A 22,574-nucleotide genomic window follows, 5' to 3' on the forward strand; every position below is an offset into this window, starting at 1 on the left:
TATCCTACGGACTGGTCATTCGCTTCCAGTTGCTCTCCACCCCACCTCACGGTGACGCAGTTACCTTCGGCTACAGAGTTTTAACGGTGCTCTGAACAGGACTTTCACCTGTCTGATATGTATCGCTCACAGGCGCACGAATTACCGACGTCTCCGTCGGTTCCTGTCCGCAGGATGTTTTACCGATCGGCCATGTTGATCGCTGCTGTCGCCGACGGGGACGTCGGCGTTCCATGAGATTATGGAAGCCAAACTCTGATTCGGCTATGAATAATTAATTTGTGCGCAGCGGAATAGCTCTGCGATCAGCGCTATGAACCCATGCCACCGCAACGCTCGTCGGATATGCGTTTATGGTATCAAGCGTAAGACTGTTTTCATGCGAAAAAATATGGGATAACCTACTCGGATCAACCCCTCTATTTTGGCACTTTTTCCGATACCGTATCATGTCTGCCATCATGCTTTCTCGTTTATACAGCTTTTATTATGCCATAAATCTTGGCTACTGTCGCCGAAGGGATAAAGCCCCTTCGTGTCGCCGACGGGGACGTCGGCGCTCCATAAACGGCGTTCCTTGATATGGAATTACCGACGTCCCCGTCGGTTCTTGTCCGCAGGATCGGTTACAGATTTGTGGCTGGTTACAGATATGTGGATCAGTTATAGATATGTGGGTGTGTCATGTTGATCGCTGCTGTCGCCGAAGGGATAAAGCCCCTTCGTGTCGCCGACGGGGACGTCGGCGCTCCATGATACGAAACTGTATCACTCATTGAATAGTGGCAAAGATTACCTCAGTGAGAAGGTGCGGAACTAACAAATTAGCTCAATACTAAGGAAAATGCAGAAAAAAATATGTATGGTTCACCGGCCCACCAAGCGCTAAAGTCGAACAGGTAACACATATACGGGGTGTTGTGGAAAAAAATGAACACTCATGTTGAAAATAATCACAAAATAATTCTTGACAGAATATCCAAGTCCATTATCTTGTAGCCAACGCTATATAACAAAACCCCAAAAAAAAGGAGAATACTCATGGGAACACAACAAATTCTATTGATCGTACTGAGCGTCATCATCGTCGGCGTAGCGATCGCTGTCGGCATCACCATGTTTAACAACAATGCCTACAACCAAAGCAGAAGCGCGGTTGCGGCAGAACTTAGTTCTTATGCTTCACAAGCAGTCCAATGGTACAAAACTCCTGCCGCACAAGGCGGACGTGGAGACGTTGCTCTTGTTTCCGGTCAGCAAGGCACAGTTGCAGCGTTTATTGGATTTACAGGCGGAAGCCTCTCAACCCCGAGCGGAACGTATCAAGTTACGACCACCGGCGACAACGTGGTTACTATGCACGGTTTGGGTAAAGATGCCAAGGGCACAAACTTTGCCTTGGGTACCACTGTTATCACTTTCCCTGCCGGAACAATTGTGACCACGATGGGCGAAGCTGCTGCTCTACCCACTATTGGCGGTTGATAACCACTCAATTTGACAATGTAAGAAAAGTGGACTGGCCGGATAATTCGGCCAGTCCAGAATTTCCAGAAAGCACCGCTGTCCGCATTTCTATGACCATGGTTTTGTCGGGCAGTATTTTTGTTTAATGGAGCATGAATGATATTGGAATACCGTTTCAAGGGATTCAGCCCGCAGGGAAAACTGGTGCAAGGTACCTTCACAGTTGGTTCCCGGAAAGAGGCAAAGCAGCATGTAGCCGGTCTTTCCGCCAAATACCAGATACGCATCGACAGTTTGGAAAAGAAACGGGATTTTCTTTACAGAGTTATCGTTCCCGGCAAAAAACCGTTCAAGGGCAGGCAATCCGCGTATTCCGAAGAAGAGGTGGCTGCGGCTCTTACGAAAATGGGCTATCATCAGTTCAAGGTCAATCCGGTGCTTTTCGATCTACCCTTGCGTCCCGGCTCCGCGGACGTGATGATGTTTATCAAGCTTAGTGCCACGATGCTGCGGGACAAGATGAATTTTGGCAAGATACTGGAGATGTTAGCGGAGGAGCAAACCAACCGCGCGATGAAAGAGGCGCTCACGCAGATCGAATCCCAGCTCAAATCCGGAGCCGAGGGGAAAGAAGTGTTCATGCGTTTCACCCATATTTTTGGTAAATTTCCCGCTTTTATGTTGGGACTGGCAACCCGCAGCGGAAACATGGCGGAGATTTTTGACGCTACAAGTAAATTCATTGAGCGGGACATGGAGATCAAAAAGAACATCAAGAAGACCCTGATCTCTCCGATGTTTGCAGTGTTTGCCACGATCGGAGCCCTGCTCTATTATGTGATCAAAATCTTCCCTGCCACGGCGGAGATATTTTTGAAATACGACATGCCGCTGCCGCCGATGACCAAATTTACCCTTGAAATGAGTGATTGGCTGAGCAAGCTGTGGTGGCTGATTCTGATCTTGTTCCTGACCCCTGTCGTCATCATCTGGCGTTGGTGGAGCACCCCCGAGGGAAGGATCTGGCGAGACAAACACATCGTCAAGCTGCCCATTGTTGGTCATTTGATCCACAAATCCAGCATCGAGATCTTTTACCGGGTTTTTGCCACGATCTATGCGGGTGCAGGGGATAACATCGAAACGATCAAGACTGCCTCTGAAGCCTGCCGCAATGCCTGGATGGAAGACCGGATCAAACGCGTCACGATTCCGTTGATGCTCAAAGAGGGCGAAGCTTTTGTGCCCGCCATGGAAGCCGCGGGAATCTTCACCCGGACATCTCTGACCCGACTGCGCACCGGGCAGGAAACAGGAAACATCCTGCAAGCCGCGCAACAGATTGCCACTTATTATGAAGCCGAGACCACCTATAAAATGAACACCCTGATCGAGTATGTCCAGACCATTGTGGGGCTCTTTATCGCCATCGCGATCACTGCCCTGACGGTCGTCTCGTCTGAAATTGCCACAATCGCGCCGCCGACAATGTAAGGACGAAATGGCAGTATTAAACAAGTTCGGAAAATACCTGGTTGAGAACGGATATTTCGATAATGACCTGGTGTGCAGAGCCACGCTCAAGATGAACGACTATGGAGAAAGCTCCGCTTCTTCGCTGGCGCGGATACTGGAGCAGGACTTTTTAGTTCCCCACGACAAGGTCTATGAGGCATTATCAAAGCTTTATGCATTTCCGGAAAAATCAATCGACGTCGACGCGCTCACGGACGCGCAGATAATCGGCTGCAAAGAGATCCTCAAGAAAATCCCCGACGACTTTAAGAAAAAGCTTTTTTACAACAAGATTTTCCCCCTCGGCATACAAGACGGCAATCAGGAAGCTCTGACGCTGCTGGCATCGGACCCCACCCACAAACTCCTCCAGGAAATAGCCACCAACACCCCATACAAAAAATATGAGATCTATTGGAGTCAGCAGAAGACGATCGAAGATCTGATCAACCGGATCGCCCCCCAGCAAAATGAGTTTCTCAAGCTCCTCGAAGAAGCGGGACAAGTGCTGGAGGACATGGACAAAGGGGAGGACAACCTGAACGAACAGGCTCTGGATGATGAGATCAACAAGAGCCTGCTGGTAAATCTCTTTGAGGGCGTTCTGATTGAGGCAGTGCGCCGCGATGCCAGTGACGTGCACATCATCCCCTGTGGCAAAACCTCTGTGGACATCTTCATCCGGGTGGATGGCAAATTGCAGCTCTGGCACCGGCAGGAAGGCACCGCTCCGGAAGCCCTGTCCGCGGTGGTCAAAGATCGCTCCATCGGAGTGGACCGCTTTGAACGGGATACCGCGCAGGACGGATTTGCCCAAAGACTGGTGGACGAGCATCTGATCCGGTTCCGCATCTCGATCCTGCCGATAGTTTCTCAGGAATTTGAACGCCGCTTTGAAAGCATTGTCATCCGTGTGATCGACGACCGCAAGGTGATCACGGATTTCCGTAAGCTTGGTTTTCAGGAGCAGGCACAGCGTGAGTTTCTCAAATCGATCAACACTTCCAAAGGTATCGTGATCGTGACCGGTCCCACCGGCAGCGGAAAGAGCACGACACTGATGGCGGCTCTGCATCAGGTGATCAATCCCACGATCAACGTCCTCACCTGCGAAGACCCGGTGGAATATGTGATCCGCGGAGCACGGCAGCTCAAGATCGGACACAAATTGAACTTTGATCAGGCGATCCGCGCCATCCTCAGACACGATCCGGACGTGGTGATGGTGGGTGAGATCAGGGATAAAATCACTGCTGATATCGCGGTAAAGCTTGCCAATACAGGTCACTTAACATTTTCAACTTTGCATACCAACGACGCGCCGTCCGCCATCACCCGTCTGTATAAGATGGGGGTGGAGACCTTCCTGCTGGCATATTCGATCAATATCATCATCGCCCAGCGCCTGGTGCGCAAGCTCTGCATACACTGCCGCCGTCCGCTTTCCAAAGAGCATTGGGAGGCGGCAATCACGATGGGGTTCACTCAGGCGGAGCTGGATCAGGGTATCGTCAATGAGGCGGTTGGCTGTCCCAAATGCCATCATGGCTTCAAAGGCAGGGTCAATATCTCCGAGGCGCTCTATTTTTATCCGGAAGTGCGCAATGAGATCATGCGCTCGATCCAGGACATCGATGAAGAACGCATCCGCGAAGTGGCGGAGAAAAAGGGGATGCTTTCCATGCGTCAATCCGGACTGGACCGCATTCGTGAAGGACTCACGGACATGACAGAAGTGCTCTATGCCACATCGGAGGATTAGATGAACCTGATGGAAATGGTGCTGGCGCTTTTTGCCGTGGTCTTCTTCTCCACGGTGGCGATGATGTATAACCGCGCCACCATGAACCAGACCGATCTTTTGATCAATGCCAATCAATATGTGCAGGCTTCTCATCTTTCGCACTCGATATTGGACGAAGTGGATGCCAAGCTGTTTAGCCGCCAATTGGCTTTTGCCGCAGTGAAACCCAATTATAACACCACCCGCACCCTCGATTTGGCACATACCGGCGGAAGATATATCCTTGTCATAAACACCGTTGAATGCGACAGTCTCGGCACTCCGGTTTCGGTGGTTCCCATAAACAACATTTACTTGCGTGTGCGGGTTAGCACCAGCACCAGTGGACTCAGAACTCCCGTGGTCATGCAGCGCGTTTACACAAAAACGCATCTGAACATCTGATGAGCTTTTTCATCGACATCATCGGATCATTCATCATCGGCGGCATGCTGCTAATGATGATGATCACTTTTCAATATCAGATGCAGGAATCCGCCGATCGCGCGATGTATATGAAAGAAATGGTGGATCACATGGATCAGGCGGCTGTGAAGCTAAACAGCGTGATCGCTCTGGCGGGCATCGGATATCCGGTGACGGAGTCAGTGATTCATGCCACGGCGGACAGCCTTGTCTTCAGGACATATTGGAACTATCAAACCGACCAACTGGCATTGATTCCGGTGACGCTTTCGATCAAGCTTTCGCCGGTGCCTTCGCCCTATGGCTATGCGGCGGTGATTCGTCAGGACGGAGTGCCATTGAATGATTTCGGCTATCTGTTTTGGATCGATGGGCTCACCTTGAGATATTTTGATCGAAACGACATCGCTACTACAACCGCAGCAAACGTTCGCAGCGCGGAAGTCCGGCTTTTCTTTTTCCGGACAGCGCCCCGGCATGGCAGCAAAGTGATCCGCAACCGTTTGCAAGTGAAATGTTTCTTTATGAATGCCTACATGCGCGGAGCCTGAGGAGGTGAACCATGGGTAGAAGCATGCTGATCGTAGTATTACTGACAAGCACACTCTATGCGGGGATCATGATGTCCATGCAGCGCAGCCTGTTTTCGCTGCCGGATATCGTGAGCCGCAACATGTTGCAAAAACAGGCGGAAAGCGTGAGCGACTATGCTCTGCGCACCGCCGTGAGAAACTCTGTCTCTCTCGGCATGCAAGCCAGCCCGGCTTCCGTGACACAATGGACGGTGCGCTATACCAATTTCAATGTCCAAAACTGCAAGATCGACAGTATCAAATACTCATTTGTGGAAACCGCAAACCGTTATCGTGCCCAATCCTATGTGCGTGGCAGCCTGATGGGAAGGACAATCCAATACCCTGCCGAACTGGCATTTAACTTTCCCCTGATTCATATAGTGGGTAATCCAAATTGCTTTTATATGGAAATGAATCAACCGCAGTTCAATCCTTCCGAGCACTTCAACCAAGTGGACGATAGCTCTCCGAATGAGAACGATGGCTTGTTTTACGGTGACGTCACTACTCGCCCAATGGGACAGGGAGTGGACGGCTGGAAATGTGCCAGTTTCGGCTCCGCGGGAGGATGGATCACCCATCCCGGCAACGCGAGCATGCAAGTGAATTCAAACTTTTCGGTCGTATCTTTTGCCAAGATCAGAGCCGGTCACCCGGCGGCGACCATCATCTGGTTGGCTTCCGATCCCTTTGATAAGAATACCCCCTATACCGATGTCAACGGGGTCTATCATCCCGGGCAAAATCTGCGTTTCAAGCCCACCTTGGGAATCTGGTTTGAAAGCGGAAACATGCATTTTACCGCAGTCAACACAGCGTTCAATGCGGTTACTGTCTCCATCCCCTTCACACCGCAAGGTCAGTGGCCGCATAATAGTGATGCTTGGGTATTTTTTGGCTTGACCTATAGCAATGGTATCCTCAAGGCATATATCGACGGTGTGCTGCTGGGAACAAACTCGGCTGGGTCACCTCATCCGGCGATCACCAATACCTACGGCTACAGCATCGGACGCCGGGACGTGCGCAACTGGGATGGAACCACCATTGCACATCAGTATATGTATGGTTTATTGGATCAGATCGGGCTATACAACAGGACTTTGAGCGATGCCGAGATGGCGGGGTTCCGCAATCAGGTGCTCGCGCCGGCAAATATACAATATATCAGGGATTAGAGGAGATATCGATGGAAAGCGAACATAGCAAACTTATGCATTGGTGGTCTTTGGTGCGGTGGTTCATGGTGGTGGTGCTGTTTTCGATCGGGCTCTTACATATCAATTTTGCCGAGACGATGGTGGAGAGCATGGTGTTTTTTACCGTGTTTGCCGGAGTGGTGTGTCTGAATCTGTTTTTCCAGTTGCAAAGCAACGTTGAGAAGAAATGGTTGAAGCTTTTTCAAGTGGCGCTGGATATCGTTTTTGCCACAATCCTGGTGCATCTGACCGGCGGACTGAACAGCTATTTTGTCTGGGTTTACCTGATCGCGGTGATCACAGCTTCACTCACCATACCCAAGGTGGGTGGCGTCTTTGCCGGTTTGATCGGCAGCCTGTGTCTGATGGTGCTGATCTCCATGTATCAAAACGGAATCCTTCAGCAGACCGAACCCAATGCCTTGGACGCGACCGCCGCCATCATCTATATCCTTTCATATACAGGGCTCTTCAGCGCAGTGGCTTTCATCTCCGGTTATCTGAACGAGTATTTGCACAAATACAGCCGGCTGGAGAAAGAGCTAAGAGAATGCAAACAAAGCACACAGCAAGCGCTTGCCGATGCCGGCAGAGCGGCAGTATGGAAAGCATCACTACAGCGCATGATGAGGGTATTGGAGGATATTCGCCACATCAAACACGATATCAACACGCCCTTGTGTGTGATCACGCTTTCTCTGGCAAGGGTTAAACGCCTTGGCATGGAACTCAACAACGATGGCTTGCAAAAAAGTAATAACGAGATCACGGAAGCGGTGAATAAGATCAGCAGCATTCTCCTGCGGGTGGACAACCTGAATCAGCAGATGACACAATTGGCAATTGAGGAAGAAAAGCATGAATAAAAGAATATTGGTCGTGGACGACGAGCAGAACATCAGGGACATTATCAGCGAGTTTCTCAGTGAAACCGGCTATCAAGTCAAGGTGGCGGTGGATGGCTTGGACGCGCTCGAGAAGATCCAATATGAACAGTATGATCTCTATATCATCGATGTGTTCATGCCACGGATGGACGGCTTGCAATTGGTGGAAAAGCTCAAGGAGATTCAACCTCTGGCGGTGGTCGTCATTGTGACCGGTTTTTCCAGCATCGACGTCGCCATCAAAGCTATCCGCAAAGGAGCATACCATTATCTGACCAAACCGATCCAGGCGGACGAACTGATCAAGGTGGTGGAATCCGGCTTAAAATACTCTGCGGAACTCAAAGAAGAAGCCGCAGCCGATCATCTCGATGCAGCCGATAAAATAACCGACCAACAACTACTGCGGGGATTCAGCACGGAGCAGCAGAAGGATTTTCGTATGATCGGCACAGTGAACCACTATGGTCCCGGAGACCACATCCCGTTGGATGAGGAAAACGGCTCCATGATCTGGATTGAAAGCGGCAGGATAAACGTCTATCACAACAAAGCCATCGTCGATACAATCCAGGAAGGAGAGATCTGGGGAGAGGAAACCTTCATCAATCCAGCAGCGGCTTTTACTCGGCTGATCGCCCAATCCGAAGTGCAGGTTCGCCAGTTTAAACGCAAACGCATCATCGAGTTCTTTACCTACAACGACGAGATGGTCACCAAACGCTATATGATCAACTTGATCCAGAGCATCTATTTGAAATGGCGCAAATCGATCTATAAGATCGGTCTATACAGCGGCTTCACAGCGGATAAACAGGATAACTGAAGAGGATTGAGATGGCATTGAGTTTCTGTGAAGAGATGCGGGCGCATCTTTCTGAATCGATCAACGGGGTTGAACTGACCCAGGGGATCAACGCCTGGCTCTATGATAAACCGGATCAGCAAATCGAAGCAAGACACTTACTACATACCTGGTTAACCAACATGCAGGCTCAGAATGCCTCAGACTTGGATTTTGGCGCTCCCGGCAGCAAAGCACAGGTGTGGGTTCGCGTCTATGGCGTGAAAAAACCGGTCGGGGAATATGGGCAGATTTCCAGCTTGGAATCAGCCGCCATGATTCTCTCCTGGTTGAGTAAAAATCAGAAACAGATCCTCTTTCGGGATATGAGCGTGGATTTTTCTCTCTCTACTCAGATCGGCGATCTGGAAGCCAGGTTCCGCGGCACGGCATACTATGACCGCGGCTACCTGTGCGCAAACTTCAGACGCATCAACGAAAAGCTTTTGACCATGGAGAGCCTTGGAATTCCCAAGCCGATCTCAGATCGCATGAACCTGAAAACGGAAAAATCCGGACTGATCCTGATCACCGGTATTACCGGCAGTGGCAAAAGCACCACGCTTGATGCCATTATCGACATGAATAATAGGCAAAACAACGCTCATATCGTCATCATCGCCCATCCTATCGAATATGTCCACGAATCCAAGCTCTGTCTCGTGCGGCACCGCGAAGTCGGGGTGGACGTCCGTTCCTTCGAACATGGCGCAGTAGAAGCCTTGCGCCAGGATCCGGATATCATCATGGTGGGCGAAATGCGCGATCCGCAGACCATATCCACAGTGTTAGAGATCACCGATAGCGGACACAAGGCGTTCACCACTCTGCACACCAGCTCCGCCATCGACAGCATCCATCGCATCATTGCCGAGTTTCCGGCAGAAGAGCAAGAACGCATCCGCAACCGTCTGGCGGACGTCCTCAGCGTCACCATGTCTCAAAAACTTGTTCCCACGGTGGACAACAAGCTGGTGATGGCAAAGGAGATACTCTCCGTGGACAGCAGCGTGCAAGCCGCCATCCGAAACAAGAACATTGGCGAGATCTACCAGATGATGATCGAAGGCAAACGCTATGGTATGTGCACTCTGGAACAAGACTTGCAAGAGCTATTTAAGCGCGGGATCATCACCAATAAGACCGCCATGAATTATGCCAACAACAAGAAACGTATGCTGCAACTGCTGTCTATATAGCAGAAACCTATCATAGGAAAAGGGGAATTATGGCAAAGCACCCTAAACAAGCTTTTGGGATAGCGGAGGACGGACAAAACCTCCGCCTCGTGCACCTGCTAAGGGATCGTGCCCAGGTCTATCTGCTGGGCATGGATCGTATCGAGATGGATCGATCCCTCTATCACTTCACCGAAGAAATCGCTCCTCCGCCCGAATTGGGAAAGGACGGCTGGGACGAAAAGGGAGACGAGCCCGGAGAAATTACGCTCGGAGAATTTGATTCCGGCTACGCCACGGAATTCAAGCTGAGCCCCTGGGAAAACATGCTCAATTCCTATGATCTGAAGCATGGCGCGCTTGCCATCAACGTGAACGACGAAAAACTGATCAGGTCGCTCGATGTTGTTAAACGCAAGGTGTTCCTATTTGGTATTTTGTGGTTTAACGACCAGAAAAGAGGCGGGTCAACCGATCCATTCTATTCAAAGAGGGCGATAAAGAAATTTGCCAAGACGCATCTGAGCCCTGATGAATACAAAGCAAAGGATTGGCAAGGCAGCCACGTCTCGGTGAACGAGATTCCCCAGTTTTGGTTTCATCGCGGAAACAACCGACTGCTGAACCTCCTTGATGATCATGCGCGCAAGCATAAACTGCACCTGTTTTACCAATTGGCGGATGCCAACGACATTGCGCTGACGGACTATTTTCGCATTCACGATCCCCATGAAACAAAACGCACGCTTCTGGTCTATCTCGGGCAGGATTACCGCAAAGCCTTTCTCTTTGAACATGGGGTTTGGACAAACACCCTGCCGCTCCAGATCACTCATAAACAACCGGAGCCGGATATCATCTATTCAAAGCTGGCGTTGGCGCTGGATAGCGCTCAGTTGAGCGATCCAGACCAGATCGTGCTGTGCGGGGATCTTGCCGACAAGGAACTGCTGGAATATCTCAAAAAGCAATACGCAGATGAAACGGTGAGCATTCTCACCTTTCCAAACATCGTGATCAACAACGAGAGTGCCGAGCTTTACGACGCTTTTTATTTTTCCCAATTCGCGCTACCCATCGCACTGGCATACAAAGCCTTGTATCCGGATGACGGGCGCTGGACGTTGAGCAATTTCCTGCCACACAAAACCATTGAAGGGCAGAAAACCTTCAAGATCGCCTGGCACGGGATAATGATCCTGATCGCCATCTTTGCCATCGCGTTTCTCGGCACCATTGCCATCCTGAAAATCAATCAGGAGTATAGCCAAGCCAAGGCTAAAAAAAGGGACCAGGACTTCACTATTGCCCGGCTGCGGATCGAAGCTGCGGAAATCCAAAAGATTCGTGCTGATCTCGAGCTGCAGCAAAAAAACATCGAAGTGATGCGAACTCTCCTGGAAAACAAAAACCCCTGGACGCATCTATTGGAACTGATCAATCGCAAGTTTGCCCAAAAACCGGTGAGTTGGCTCACCAATCTGCGTCTGGAAAGTGGCAGGCTCGGCATCAGCGGAAACACCACAAACCGGGATAACATCCTTGAATTTGCCGCGATCCTGCCCAATAGCGAGATCAGCAAAGTGACGCAAAGCAAGATCAAGGATCGCAGTGTTTGGGCTTTTGAGATCAAATCCGACCTGCCCAGTGTGGATTGGATAGCGATCATCGAAAAAGATCTGGAAGAATTGATCGCCTTCAAAGAGAAGTTTGGCGAGAAACAAAATGGGTCTCAAAGCAGTAACTCTGATGCGCCAGGTGCTCCCGGAACCGCCGCTAAGGCACGTGCGGCAAACATTAAAAGCTCCGCCGCCTACAAAGGTTTGAACCCGATCGCCGAGAAATATATTCCCAGTCCAACCGAAGCTCAGGTCAAGAAAGCGGGCGCCGCGCTCGAGGATTACAACGCTTTCATCGCCGCGATCAATCGTGGCAATATGTGGGAATACCGCGATCTGGGCGTCAAATTCATCAACAATCACGCCGATAATGCTCTGATTCCCTATATTCGCTGGCATCTTGCTTATCGGATGTATCTGGATAAAGAGCTGAACATGGTGCGCGTCTATACAGAGCCGCTGATGAAAAACACCACGGACGCGCTTTATCCCTATGCCCTGCTGGTTTCCGCCCGCACGGATTTTGTGCAGGGCAGCGGCGCCTATGTGAACAAATACAACATTTTGAAAACCGACTATGCCAGGCATCCATTGTTTGAACAAATCAAAGAAGACCTGGCTATCGTCGGGAAGGCGGTGACACCATGAGTAATTCCCTCAGAAACTCCATTGCCCTCTTTGTGTTGCTTTTGATCTTGCTTGCGATCACGCTCACGGTGCATCGCCGCCTGGAAAAGAAATCCGGTGAGTTAGTGGCGGAAAACAATAAAACCGCGGCAAGCATCGCTGTGCTGCTAGAGCAGATCAGCAAGATCGATTCGCTCAAAGCAGAATATGAAATGCAAAAATTGCTCCAGGCTCAACAGAGCAAGCTCATCGTGGGAGCGGATTCCTCCAGCAGCACCTACCAGTATTTGCTGCGCATCCTGGGATGGATAAAGCGCCGCATACCCTTCGATTTTGCCATGAGCGAAGCCAAGAAGGACACCGCCTACCGGGAATATGTCATCAACGGCAGAACCGACTATATAAACCTGCTAAGGCTCACCAAACAGCTTGAATACCAACGCGCGGTGATCACCATCGAGGATCTATCCATCGGCATGGACACCATTGTCAATAGCGATACCGTAGCCTTCTCCATGATTCTCCGGACTCATTTCCAGGAAGGCGGACCGGAGATGGAAACAATCACCAAGAAAATACTCACGCAGAGCTACAGCGGCTATCAGCTCTTCAAATCCCGCATCTATGAAACCATCCCCCCCGGCGAGATCAGCCCAAGCCTGGTCGAGATCGGCAAAGCCACCTTGATCGGAATTGCCGGAGAAAAAGCCTTCCTTCGCGACGGACAGGGCATCATCCGCATTCTTTCGCTCGGAGATCGTGTCGCCTACGGCTATCTCTTCGGGATCGATATGGAGGCAGGAAAGGCAATCTTCAAATTGAATCCGTATGGATTGGATGAAACCCATATCCTTGAAACCAAAAAACGACCATGAGGTAAATGTGAAATACATTATTATAATAAGCATCCTGCTGATAAGCTGTTTGCTCGCAGCCCAACCACGCACCCAGAGAGCCGCGGATCTTGTGACCCTAAGCGATGCAACCCATATAAACGACGCTTTGCGCATTCTGGAAACCTTCTCACTGACTTTGGAAAGCAAAAAGATGCTGAACCTCAGCAGTTTCAACTCCCCCATTGGAGTTCCGATAAACAACCTAAACTGGCGCAAAGCACTGGAACTAATCGTCCTCCAAAACAATCTCGTGATCGATGAGCAGCCGGGATTTATCGCGATCAAAAATGTCACTGTCGCCGTAAGCCAGCAACAAAGACAGGCAGAGGGTCTCGGGATTGGGACCAAACAAGTGCGCATCAAAGCGGTCGCCATGTTAGCGGACAAAGCTTATCTCAAATCCCTGGGTATAGATTGGTCAACCCTCTTCAACGGCAAGGTCACCATTGATGCAGGATTTTCAGGCGCCTCGCAGGTTCCTTCCAATCTGATGAATCTGGCAGCTTCGCGAACCATCTCCTGGGACGGCAAAACCATTGATATCAACACCTTGCTAAATGTGATCGAATCGGATCAGAAAGGTACGATCATCGCCCAGCCAAACATCATGGTCGCTTCCGGAAAACGCGGCTATATCCAAGTGGGTCAGGACATTTCCGTGAAGACGGTGGACGATGCCGGTAATACAACGGACACCTTCTTTGCCACCGGCATTATCTTGGATGTGCTGCCCACCATCGTTGAAATGGACGGCACGGAGGTCGTGCATCTTTTGGTTTCGATCGAGCGCAGCAGCGGCACTCCGGGAAGCGTCAGCACCATCATCAACAAGAGCAAGTCATCCACCGAAGTCGTGCTCTACAACGGCGAGGAATCCGCCATCGCGGGACTCTATGATACGGACGAGATTCGTCTGCGTAGCGGCATCCCCATCCTCAAAGACCTCCCTTGGTGGGTTTTTGGCATCCGCTATCTCACCGGCTTTTACAAGTATGAAAAGAAGGAGCGCGAGCTCATCATAATCATGAAAGTGGAGATCATGGAAAACGCTTTGGAGCGCAGTAAAAAGACACTTTCAAAACAATAAACGTTAATTCGAAGGATTCTGATTGACAGATTCACAGGAGTTTTCAATCTCGTCCCCACACAGAGTAAAAAAAAAGCGTATAAATACATTCACAAACAGTTAAGCCATAGGCTTCCAGCCACCCTGACTGTAGTTCAGGCGTGGCTGGATTTTTTTTAAGGAGTAAAAATGTATTCAGACTTGAACCCAAGGAGATGGGAATGCAGAATCAGAAGGTTGATTTGCCTTCTCTGTCTGCTGTCCATGGTGTTCGCACTTTCCTGTAAAGGGCGAAAAGAAGTTTTGCGGATTGGTATCATCTCACCTTCGGTGAATCACTTTCCACTCAGTTATGCGGTGCACAAAGGTATGATCGATACCGACGCGATTGAGATCATCGGTTTCAGCGCCGGCTGGGAACTCCAGGAAGCGATCATTGCCGGAAAGATAGATTCTGCCATCATGCCTTTCACTTATGCATGGAACACGGCGGCGAAGGGATATCCCATCCGGATCGTCTCCTTCTTTGAGCGTGAAACGGATGCCATCGTAGTCGCGGATAATATTGCCAAACCGGAAGACCTCAACGGCGCCAAAGTAGGTTTGATCAAAGCTTCCACCCTGGATGTATTCTTCATTGAATGGGCTCAGCGAAACAACATTAAATTTGAGCCGGTTTATTTTCGCACGCCGAACGAAATGATCGCCGCACTGCAAAGCGGCAGCGTTCCCGCTATCGTTTGCTATGAACCGTTGATCCGGAAACTGGTGGATAAATTCCAAGTCCTGCATTGGTTTGGAGACGATTATCCCCATCATCCCTGCTGCGATTTAGTCGTCAATACCGATCGGCTGGACAAAAAGCGCAAAGCAGTGCTGGTCAAACTTCTCGCCGCTCTGCAAAAGCCGGTGGAAGACGTCAATCTTGGCGATCCCGAAGCCCTCGCCTATATGGGCAAAACCTATGGTCTCAGCCATGAGCAATGCGTCAACACATTGTCCCACACCGTGTTCACTATCGGGTTAGGCTGGCAGGGCAGGGATTTTGAACGGCGCATGGCGGAGATATCTTTACAGCAAGGCTATATTGACCGCATGCTACGAGATGACGATATCTATCTCATCCTGGAATGATTGATATCCACCTATTCCTCAATGACTTATACCAGACACTCTGGAGGGTGACCCTGTGGACCAGCCTTTCATGGCTGTTGGGTGCGGGTATCGGCTATTGGGCGTATAAATCAAGATTGAGCGAGAAACTGATGCTGCCGGTGGTCAACCTGATGCGGCATATCTCACCGTTTTGCTGGCTGCCTTTGATCATCCTGATCAGCGGGATCGGAGAACTCTCCGTGGGGCTCGTGCTTCTGCTGGCAATGCTTTTCAACGCCATCGTGATCAGCATTTCCGTATTTCGCGGCATCCCCAGAGACTTAATCGAAAACGCCTGTCTGGATGGCGCCTGCAAGCGATCGCTGCTCAAACACATCGAGCTGCCACTCTCGCTTTCCGGCTTGATCGATCTCTACCGTGTGCTTTGGTCGGTGGCTTGGACCACGATCATCGCCGCTGAAATGTTGGGAGTCAGTTCAGGGCTTGGTTATCGCCTCTTGGATTTCCGCTATCTATTGCGCTATAAAGAGATGCTAACATATATCCTCGTCATCGGCATCATCGGCATCGTCACTGATTATGCACTGCTGGCTCTGAAAAAAAAGCTGGCAAGGCGGAAGACGTAGCGCAGCATGCCACTGCTGCGAAGGGTGGAAAGGTGGAAAGGTGAGAGAAGAGAATTGAGAATTGGGAGTTGGGAGTTGGGAATTGGGAATTGGGAGTTGGGAATTGAGAATTGGAATTGAGAATTGAGAATTGAGAATTGAGAATTGGGAGTTGGGAATTGAGAATTGAGAATTGAGAATTGGGAATTGGGAGTTGGGAATTGGGAATTGGGAATTGGGAGTTGGGAATTGAGAATTGAGAATTGAGGTTCAACCCTGACCAGTCCGCAGGACGGATATGGAATTACCGACGTCCCCGTCGGTTCCCACGCGGCAACCCCATCAGTGCGACATAATCTATGTCGTCTGATCTTCTCCAAAACCACGATAAAACACCTTCAACATTTCATCGAATTCATTCTGCAAACTCTTGTTCTGGTAGTGGTTATTCTGATTGATGATATAGTTTTTGACCTTCGATTGCAATGCGGGACTGACGCATTAGATTGTGTCGCTTCTGTTGGGGCTGCCGCGCATGAACCGACGGGGACGTCGGTAATTCCATATCCGTCCTGCGGACTGGTCAGGGTTGAACCTCAATTCCCAATTCTCAATTCTCAATTCTCAATTCCCAACTCCCAATTCTCAATTCTCAATTCTCAATTCTCAATTCTCAATTCTCAATTCTCAATTCTCAATTCTCAATTCCCAACTCCCAATTCTCAATTCTCAATTCTCAATTCTCAATTCTCAATTCCCAACTCCCAATTCTCAATTCTCAATTCTCAATTCTCAATTCCCAATTCTCAATTCTCTTCTCTCACCTTTCCACCCGAAAATGGTTTTTTGTTCAGACGCGCAGATCCAGCCAGGGTTTCAAAACCGGTGGAATATGTATCCCTCCGTCAGAGGTCTGGAAACTCTCCAGAATCGCGATCATCAATCTCGGAGTGGCGACCCCGGATCCGTTCAATGTATGCAGAAACGCAGGTTTTTCTCCTTTGTATCTGATATTGGCGCGGCGTGCTTGAAAATCCTCGAAGTTGCTTACGGATGAAACTTCCAGATATTTTTCTGAACCTGGCGCCCAGACTTCGATATCGTATGTCTTGGCGGCGGCAAAGCTCAAATCTCCGGTGCAAAGCTCCACCACGCGATAGTGCAATCCAAATGCCTGGAGGATATCCTCGGCGTCGATGAGCATCTCTTCCAATGCCTGATAGGATTGATGCGGCTCCACGAAGCGCACCATCTCCACTTTATTAAATTGATGCAGGCGCTGCAAGCCTTTGGTGTCCTTGCCGTAAGAGCCCGCCTCTCTTCTGAAACATGGCGTGTAAGCGACATATTTGATCGGAAGCTGCGCCTGAGCAAGAATCTCGCAAGCGTGCATATTGGTGACCGGTACTTCCGCGGTGGGGATCAGAAAAAGGTCGTCCTCGCTCACGTGATACATGTCTTCTTCCAGTTTTGGAAGCTGTCCGGTGCCGGTCATCGTCTGCCGCGTGACCAATAGCGGAACGGCAAGTTCGACGTAGCCATGCTTTTGGATGTGATATTCCAGCATAAAGTTGATCACCGCGCGTTCCAGTCTCGCGCCCAAAGCGGTGTACACGGGGAAACCGGAACCGCTGATCCTGGCACCGCGGCTCAGGTCTAAGAGTCCATTTTTGTCCGCGATCTCGAGATGGTCAAGGGGTTTAAAATCAAAACTTGGCTTCGCGCCCCATTCTTTGACGAAGCGGTTGCTGCTTTCATCATGTCCGCGGGGAACATCCACATGGGGGATGTTTGGAACGGTTAAAAGCATCTTTTCCAAGCGGTTATTGGCATCGGTGAGCTCATTATGGATGCTTTTGAGCTTTTCCGCCACGCTGCTCATTTCTGCGATCAGATCATTGGCGTCCTCTTTGTATTTCTTCCGGTTGGCGATGGTCACAGACACCTGATTTTGCTTTGCTTTCAGGGTGTCAAAGTCAAATTGCAGCTTGCGGCGGGATTCGTCAATCGCCAGCAGGGCATCGATGTCGGTTTTTTCGTTTTTGTCCTTCACAGCCGCTTTGATCAGCGCGGGATCAGCTCTGATGGTCTTGATATCTATCACTTTTTCTCCCCTGAACGTGCGCGGATGACCTCTTTGGCAGCGGTGATCATAAAAGTGAAATCATCGATCTTGAGTGATGCTCCGCCGATCAACGCGCCGTCGATATCCTTCTGGAAAAGCAGATCAATAATGTTTTCAGCTTTCACGCTGCCGCCATAGAGGATGTGCGTATTTTCCGCGATATCAATGCTATAGCGCTTGCCAAGCCAGTCTCGGATGAGCGCGTGAACTTCCTCCGCCTGGATTGAAGTGGCGGTTCGCCCGGTTCCGATCGCCCAAACTGGTTCATAGGCGATCACGCATTCCAAGCCTGTATTCAAACCCACGTCCTCGAAACATCCGGCAAGCTGCGAAAGGATGATCGAGTTTGTTTCTCCGGCGTCTCTTTGTTTCAGCGTTTCACCGATGCAAACGATGGGTTTCAGGTTCGCGGAAAGCAGTTTCTTCAGCTTTCGGTTGACCATCGCATCCGTCTCATTGTGGTATTGCCTGCGCTCGGAATGCCCTATAATGCAATGCTTTATCTCAAGCGAAGCGAGCATGGAGACGGATACTTCGCCGGTGAAGGCGCCATGGTCATTGACGCTCACATCTTGCGCCGCCACAAGGACTTGGCTGTTTGAGAGCGCGCATAAAGCACTTTTCAAAAAAGGAAATGCAGGAGCGACTAATGTTTGCACCCGATCTTCATGATTGGAGACGCCGATTTGTGCCAGTTGAGAACAAAAGTCGCGCGTTTCGACCAGATCCTTGTTCATTTTCCAATTGCCGGCGATAATGATGTTTCGCATTGGTTTCCACCTTGATATTCTTGAATTTCCAATCACCAAACTTATTTGGCGCATCTTTCGTCAAGCAATTTTCCGGATTGACCACTTTCGATACAGGATCGAGGCGCAACACATTGGGAAGCCGAACTCCGATTCGGCTGTGGAGAATCGGAATTCCCCACCCCAATGTGCCGTCTCCATGCACAGCGTTAATCAAGCCTTAATCAAGCGTTAATCAAGCGTTAGTTTTATTACGCTTGATTAACGCTTGATTAAGGCTTGATTAACGCTGTCAAGGCGTAGCGCAGCATGGCGGAAACGAAGCGGAAACGAAAAAGAAACGAAAAACCCACGATTTCACGATTTCCCCTCCAGTTTCCAAGGTTTCCAAATCAACCGGTTTCCACATTGAGCATCTTTTTCTTGACACCCTTCCCCATGAATAATTGATGACTTTTCATTGGAAAACAGGCACTAAAGCCGTATCGGCAAGCCGTCTGCAAACGAGGAAAACATGGAAATCAACAAAAGCTACGAGCCGCAGCAGATCGAACAGAAATGGTATGCCCGCTGGGAAGAACGCGGCTATTTCAAACCACGTATAGTTGAGGGGAAAAAACCTTTTACGATTCTGATCCCACCCCCAAACGTGACCGGTATCCTGCATATCGGACATGTGCTCAACAACACTCTTCAGGATGTGGTGATCCGCTATCACCGCATGCTCGGCGAACCCACTTTGTGGCTGCCGGGAGTCGATCATGCCGGAATCGCCACTCAAAACATGGTGGAAAAACAGATCGCCAAAGACGGTCTCTCCCGTCATGATATCGGTCGCGAGAAGCTTTTGGAACTCATCTGGGCTTGGAAACATGAAAAAGGCGATATCATCATCGATCAGCTCAAACTTTTGGGCGCTTCCTGCGATTGGAGCCGTCAACGCTTCACCATGGACGAAACGCTTTCACGCGCTGTGAAGGAAGTCTTTGTCTCCCTCTATGAAAAAGGACTCATCTACAAAGGAAAATATATCATCAACTGGTGTCCGCGCTGTGTGACGGCACTTGCAAACGACGAAGTGGAACACTCCGATGAAACCGGTTCGCTCTGGCATATCCGCTATCCGCTTTCTGACGGCAGCGGCTTTGTAGTGGTTGCCACCACCCGTCCGGAAACCATGTTGGGCGATACGGCAGTGGCGGTCAATCCCAAAGACGCGCGCTATAAACACCTGATCGGCAAAACGATAGCTCTGCCATTGACCAAGCGGACGATCCCCATCCTTGCCGATGAATACGTGGAAATGGAATTTGGCACCGGCTGCGTGAAAGTGACTCCCGCGCATGATCCCAACGATTTTGAGATCGGACGTCGCCACGAACTCGAAGCTCTCCTGGTGATGGACGAACACGGCATTATGAATAGCGCCGCGGGCATCGACTTCGAAGGTATGGATCGCTATGCCTGCCGTAAGAAAGCGGTGGAAATGCTCAACCATCAAAGCCTGCTGGAAAAGACCGAAAAGCACGATCATGCCGTGGGACATTGCTATCGCTGCGATACAGTGATCGAACCCTATCTCTCGAATCAGTGGTTTGTGAAGATGAAACCTCTGGCACAGCGAGCCATCGAAGTGGTGGAAATAGGCAAGGTGAAGTTCCAACCAGAACGCTGGACCAAGGTCTATATGCACTGGATGAACAACATCCGGGATTGGTGCATTTCACGTCAAATCTGGTGGGGACACCGCATTCCGGCTTTTTATTGCAATCACTGCGAACACATGATCGTAGCGAAGGAAATGCCTGCTGTGTGCATCAAGTGCGGCAGCGTTTCCTTCCGTCAAGATGAAGATGTGCTTGATACTTGGTTTTCCTCCTGGCTCTGGCCCTTTTCGACCATGGGCTGGCCGGATGAAACCGAGGACTTGAACTACTTTCTGCCTACAAACGTGCTCATCACTGCTCCAGAGATCATCTATCTCTGGGTGGCGCGGATGATCATGAGCACCCTGCATTTCAAGGACATGATTCCCTTCGACACCGTCCTGCTGCATGGCACAGTGCGAGACGAGATCGGACGCAAGATGAGCAAGTCTTTGGGCAATTCTCCCGATCCGATCGATATCATTGGAAGAGTGGGAGCCGACGCGCTGCGTTTTTCCATGGTCTTCGGAACGCCAAAGGGCGCGGACTTAGTCTACACGGACAACTTGTTGGAGACGGGACGCAATTTTGCAAACAAGATCTGGAACGCCTTCCGTTTTATCATGATGAACATGGAACAAGGAATGATCCTTCCCAAACGTGATGAACTGAAGCTGGAGCTTGCCGACCGCTGGATCTATTCGCGTTTGAACGAAACGATCCGCGAGAGCCGTGAATACTATGATAATCTCAGATTAAACGACGCTGCGCAGTGCATCTTTCAGTTTCTTTGGGACGAATTCTGCTCATGGTATATCGAGCTTTCCAAAGACCGTCTGCAAAACGTGGCGGAACAAGGCACGGCGCGTTATATCCTGCTCGACGTGATGCAAAACTCCATGCGCCTCCTGCATCCGATCATGCCCTTCATCACCGAAGAGATCTGGCAAAATATCAAAGCCATCTTTCCCATGGAAGAAGAAGCCCTGATCATTGCCGCCTTCCCGGTCTCCGATATGGATATGATCGATGCCAATATCGCCGCTGAGATGAGCTTTATGCAGGAAAGTATCTCCGCTATCAGGAATCTACGCAAACAGCTCAACCTGCCTCCCGCTACGGAGATAAGCATCTGCATCAGAGTGGCGGAAGAAACACAGAAACAGCTTTTCATGGATTACACTTCCTATCTGCGCAAGCTGGCGAAGGTGACCAAAAGCGAGGTCGGAATCGGAGTGGAAAAGCCCAAACCGGCAATCGCGGCAGTGGTTCGCAATATCGAGATCTTCCTTCCGCTTTCGGGCTTGGTGGATCTGGAAGCAGAGCGCAGCCGCATCCAAAAACAGGTGGAAAAGCTTGAAAAGGAAGTGACTTCCATCAATGTCAAGCTGGCAAATCCAAACTTTATGAACAACGCCAAGCCGGAAGTCGTGGAGAGCGAACGCGCCCGCTTTGCCGAGGCAAATACAAAACTGTCCTTGACAAAAGAACTGCTCTCGGATTTGGAGTAATAGCATTGGAGAATGAGATCATCTCATCGCTCATCTCTCCTGTCTCAATATCTTGAAAATAAGGGGCTATAGCTCAGTTGGGAGAGCGGATCGTTCGCAATGATCAGGCCAGGGGTTCGAGTCCCCTTAGCTCCACCATATATTGGATGATCCCCGTTCTGTGCATGCCGGACGGGGATTTTGCTTTTAATCCGCACTGCGTTAGTTTTCAGCTTATCAAGAATTAGAAATAAAACTTGCAACTATTACACCATACACTTGAAGATACAGAGACTCTGACAATGCTGGGAGGAAAAGTGAAAAGCTACTGCTTATTACTATCGCTTGTTTTGGCGGTCGAAATGCTGTCAGCCGCGATCACGCCATTTATCCAACTCGAAACCGGACATTTTGCAGGAAAAACCGCCACCTACGCAAGTGGAGACACCATCGCCCTTGTATAAACGACAACGCCGGGTCAGACCCCTCGGTGCAGTCCATGATCAAGTTTATGCTGAGCACAGACAGAGGTGCCAACTGGATAACCCGAAACGTTTGCCATGTTGTCAATTGTCTCACCCAACCCTCGCTTTTTTTCTCCCCCGGAGAAATCCTGATCGCCTATACCGATATGAACGTCGCCGGCGGACTTCACACCTATTATGTGACCGCGCTTTACGGCACCAACGAATCCCTGCCCTCAAACGTGATCTCCGTTTTCGTGATGCCGGCTATGCATACCGAGCTTTTCCACGACGATG

19 protein-coding genes and 1 tRNA gene are annotated in these 22,574 nt (G+C 50.1%); 18 read left to right on the forward strand and 2 right to left on the reverse strand.

Annotated features, from left to right (window positions below; all coding sequences use genetic code 11):
• Positions 1–1,041 precede the first annotated feature (1,041 nt).
• The 14 genes from Q8M98_00285 to Q8M98_00350 all read left to right on the forward strand — a co-directional run bounded on the left by Q8M98_00285 (position 1,042) and on the right by Q8M98_00350 (position 15,824).
• Positions 1,042–1,485 carry a hypothetical protein gene (locus Q8M98_00285; protein ID MDP3113188.1) on the forward strand — a complete coding sequence of 148 codons (444 nt, stop codon included), beginning with the start codon at positions 1,042–1,044 and terminating at the stop codon, positions 1,483–1,485.
• Between the two features lie 138 nt (positions 1,486–1,623).
• On the forward strand, positions 1,624–2,961 hold the full coding sequence (locus Q8M98_00290; GenBank protein MDP3113189.1) for a type II secretion system F family protein: 1,338 nt from the start codon (positions 1,624–1,626) through the stop codon (positions 2,959–2,961).
• Positions 2,962–2,968: 7 nt separating this feature from the next.
• Complete coding sequence (locus Q8M98_00295) at positions 2,969–4,744, forward strand: GspE/PulE family protein (protein MDP3113190.1); 1,776 nt, start codon at positions 2,969–2,971, stop codon at positions 4,742–4,744.
• On the forward strand, positions 4,745–5,170 hold the full coding sequence (locus Q8M98_00300; protein ID MDP3113191.1) for a hypothetical protein: 426 nt from the start codon (positions 4,745–4,747) through the stop codon (positions 5,168–5,170). It begins immediately after the preceding gene.
• Positions 5,170–5,742: a hypothetical protein gene (locus Q8M98_00305; protein ID MDP3113192.1), complete on the forward strand. Its 573-nt coding sequence runs from the start codon at positions 5,170–5,172 to the stop codon at positions 5,740–5,742. Before Q8M98_00300 ends, Q8M98_00305 begins: the two co-directional genes overlap by 1 nt.
• 11 nt (positions 5,743–5,753) lie before the next feature.
• Positions 5,754–6,944, forward strand: a complete 1,191-nt coding sequence (locus tag Q8M98_00310; protein MDP3113193.1) for a LamG-like jellyroll fold domain-containing protein — start codon at positions 5,754–5,756, stop codon at positions 6,942–6,944.
• Positions 6,945–6,955: 11 nt separating this feature from the next.
• On the forward strand, positions 6,956–7,831 hold the full coding sequence (locus Q8M98_00315; GenBank protein MDP3113194.1) for a hypothetical protein: 876 nt from the start codon (positions 6,956–6,958) through the stop codon (positions 7,829–7,831).
• Positions 7,824–8,678: a response regulator gene (locus Q8M98_00320; GenBank protein ID MDP3113195.1), complete on the forward strand. Its 855-nt coding sequence runs from the start codon at positions 7,824–7,826 to the stop codon at positions 8,676–8,678. Before Q8M98_00315 ends, Q8M98_00320 begins: the two co-directional genes overlap by 8 nt.
• 11 nt (positions 8,679–8,689) lie before the next feature.
• Positions 8,690–9,895 carry an ATPase, T2SS/T4P/T4SS family gene (locus Q8M98_00325; protein MDP3113196.1) on the forward strand — a complete coding sequence of 402 codons (1,206 nt, stop codon included), beginning with the start codon at positions 8,690–8,692 and terminating at the stop codon, positions 9,893–9,895.
• Positions 9,896–9,924: 29 nt separating this feature from the next.
• Positions 9,925–12,141 carry a hypothetical protein gene (locus Q8M98_00330; protein ID MDP3113197.1) on the forward strand — a complete coding sequence of 739 codons (2,217 nt, stop codon included), beginning with the start codon at positions 9,925–9,927 and terminating at the stop codon, positions 12,139–12,141.
• Entirely contained in the window at positions 12,138–12,995 is an 858-nt protein-coding gene (locus tag Q8M98_00335; GenBank protein ID MDP3113198.1) for a hypothetical protein, read from the forward strand. Before Q8M98_00330 ends, Q8M98_00335 begins: the two co-directional genes overlap by 4 nt.
• Positions 12,996–13,002: 7 nt before the next feature.
• The gene (locus Q8M98_00340; GenBank protein ID MDP3113199.1) at positions 13,003–14,103 is read left to right on the forward strand and encodes a hypothetical protein; all 1,101 of its coding nucleotides are present in this window, start codon (positions 13,003–13,005) and stop codon (positions 14,101–14,103) included.
• A 243-nt stretch (positions 14,104–14,346) separates the two neighbouring features.
• Positions 14,347–15,216: an ABC transporter substrate-binding protein gene (locus Q8M98_00345; protein ID MDP3113200.1), complete on the forward strand. Its 870-nt coding sequence runs from the start codon at positions 14,347–14,349 to the stop codon at positions 15,214–15,216.
• Between the two features lie 47 nt (positions 15,217–15,263).
• The gene (locus Q8M98_00350; protein MDP3113201.1) at positions 15,264–15,824 is read left to right on the forward strand and encodes an ABC transporter permease subunit; all 561 of its coding nucleotides are present in this window, start codon (positions 15,264–15,266) and stop codon (positions 15,822–15,824) included.
• An 829-nt stretch (positions 15,825–16,653) separates the two neighbouring features.
• Here the strand turns inward: Q8M98_00350 and serS are convergent.
• On the reverse strand, positions 16,654–17,907 hold the full coding sequence (gene serS, locus Q8M98_00355) for a serine--tRNA ligase (GenBank protein ID MDP3113202.1): 1,254 nt from the start codon (positions 17,905–17,907) through the stop codon (positions 16,654–16,656).
• A complete protein-coding gene (gene tpiA, locus Q8M98_00360) occupies positions 17,904–18,698 on the reverse strand; it encodes a triose-phosphate isomerase (protein MDP3113203.1) in 795 nt (264 codons plus the stop codon). Before tpiA ends, serS begins: the two co-directional genes overlap by 4 nt.
• A 493-nt stretch (positions 18,699–19,191) precedes the next feature.
• On the opposite strand from tpiA, the gene Q8M98_00365 reads away from it, so the two are divergent.
• The 4 genes from Q8M98_00365 to Q8M98_00380 all read left to right on the forward strand — a co-directional run.
• Positions 19,192–21,834 (forward strand): valine--tRNA ligase, encoded by a 2,643-nt coding sequence (locus tag Q8M98_00365; protein MDP3113204.1) that lies wholly within the window; start codon positions 19,192–19,194, stop codon positions 21,832–21,834.
• A 62-nt stretch (positions 21,835–21,896) separates the two neighbouring features.
• Positions 21,897–21,972 (forward strand) — tRNA-Ala (locus Q8M98_00370).
• Positions 21,973–22,130: 158 nt separating this feature from the next.
• Complete coding sequence (locus Q8M98_00375) at positions 22,131–22,277, forward strand: hypothetical protein (protein MDP3113205.1); 147 nt, start codon at positions 22,131–22,133, stop codon at positions 22,275–22,277.
• A gap of 35 nt (positions 22,278–22,312) precedes the next feature.
• On the forward strand, positions 22,313–22,574 hold a 262-nt coding region (locus Q8M98_00380; protein MDP3113206.1), incomplete at its 3' end, for a hypothetical protein.

The sequence above is a fragment of the Candidatus Cloacimonadaceae bacterium genome (genome assembly GCA_030693415.1).
Taxonomy (GTDB): Bacteria; Cloacimonadota; Cloacimonadia; order Cloacimonadales; family Cloacimonadaceae; genus JAUYAR01.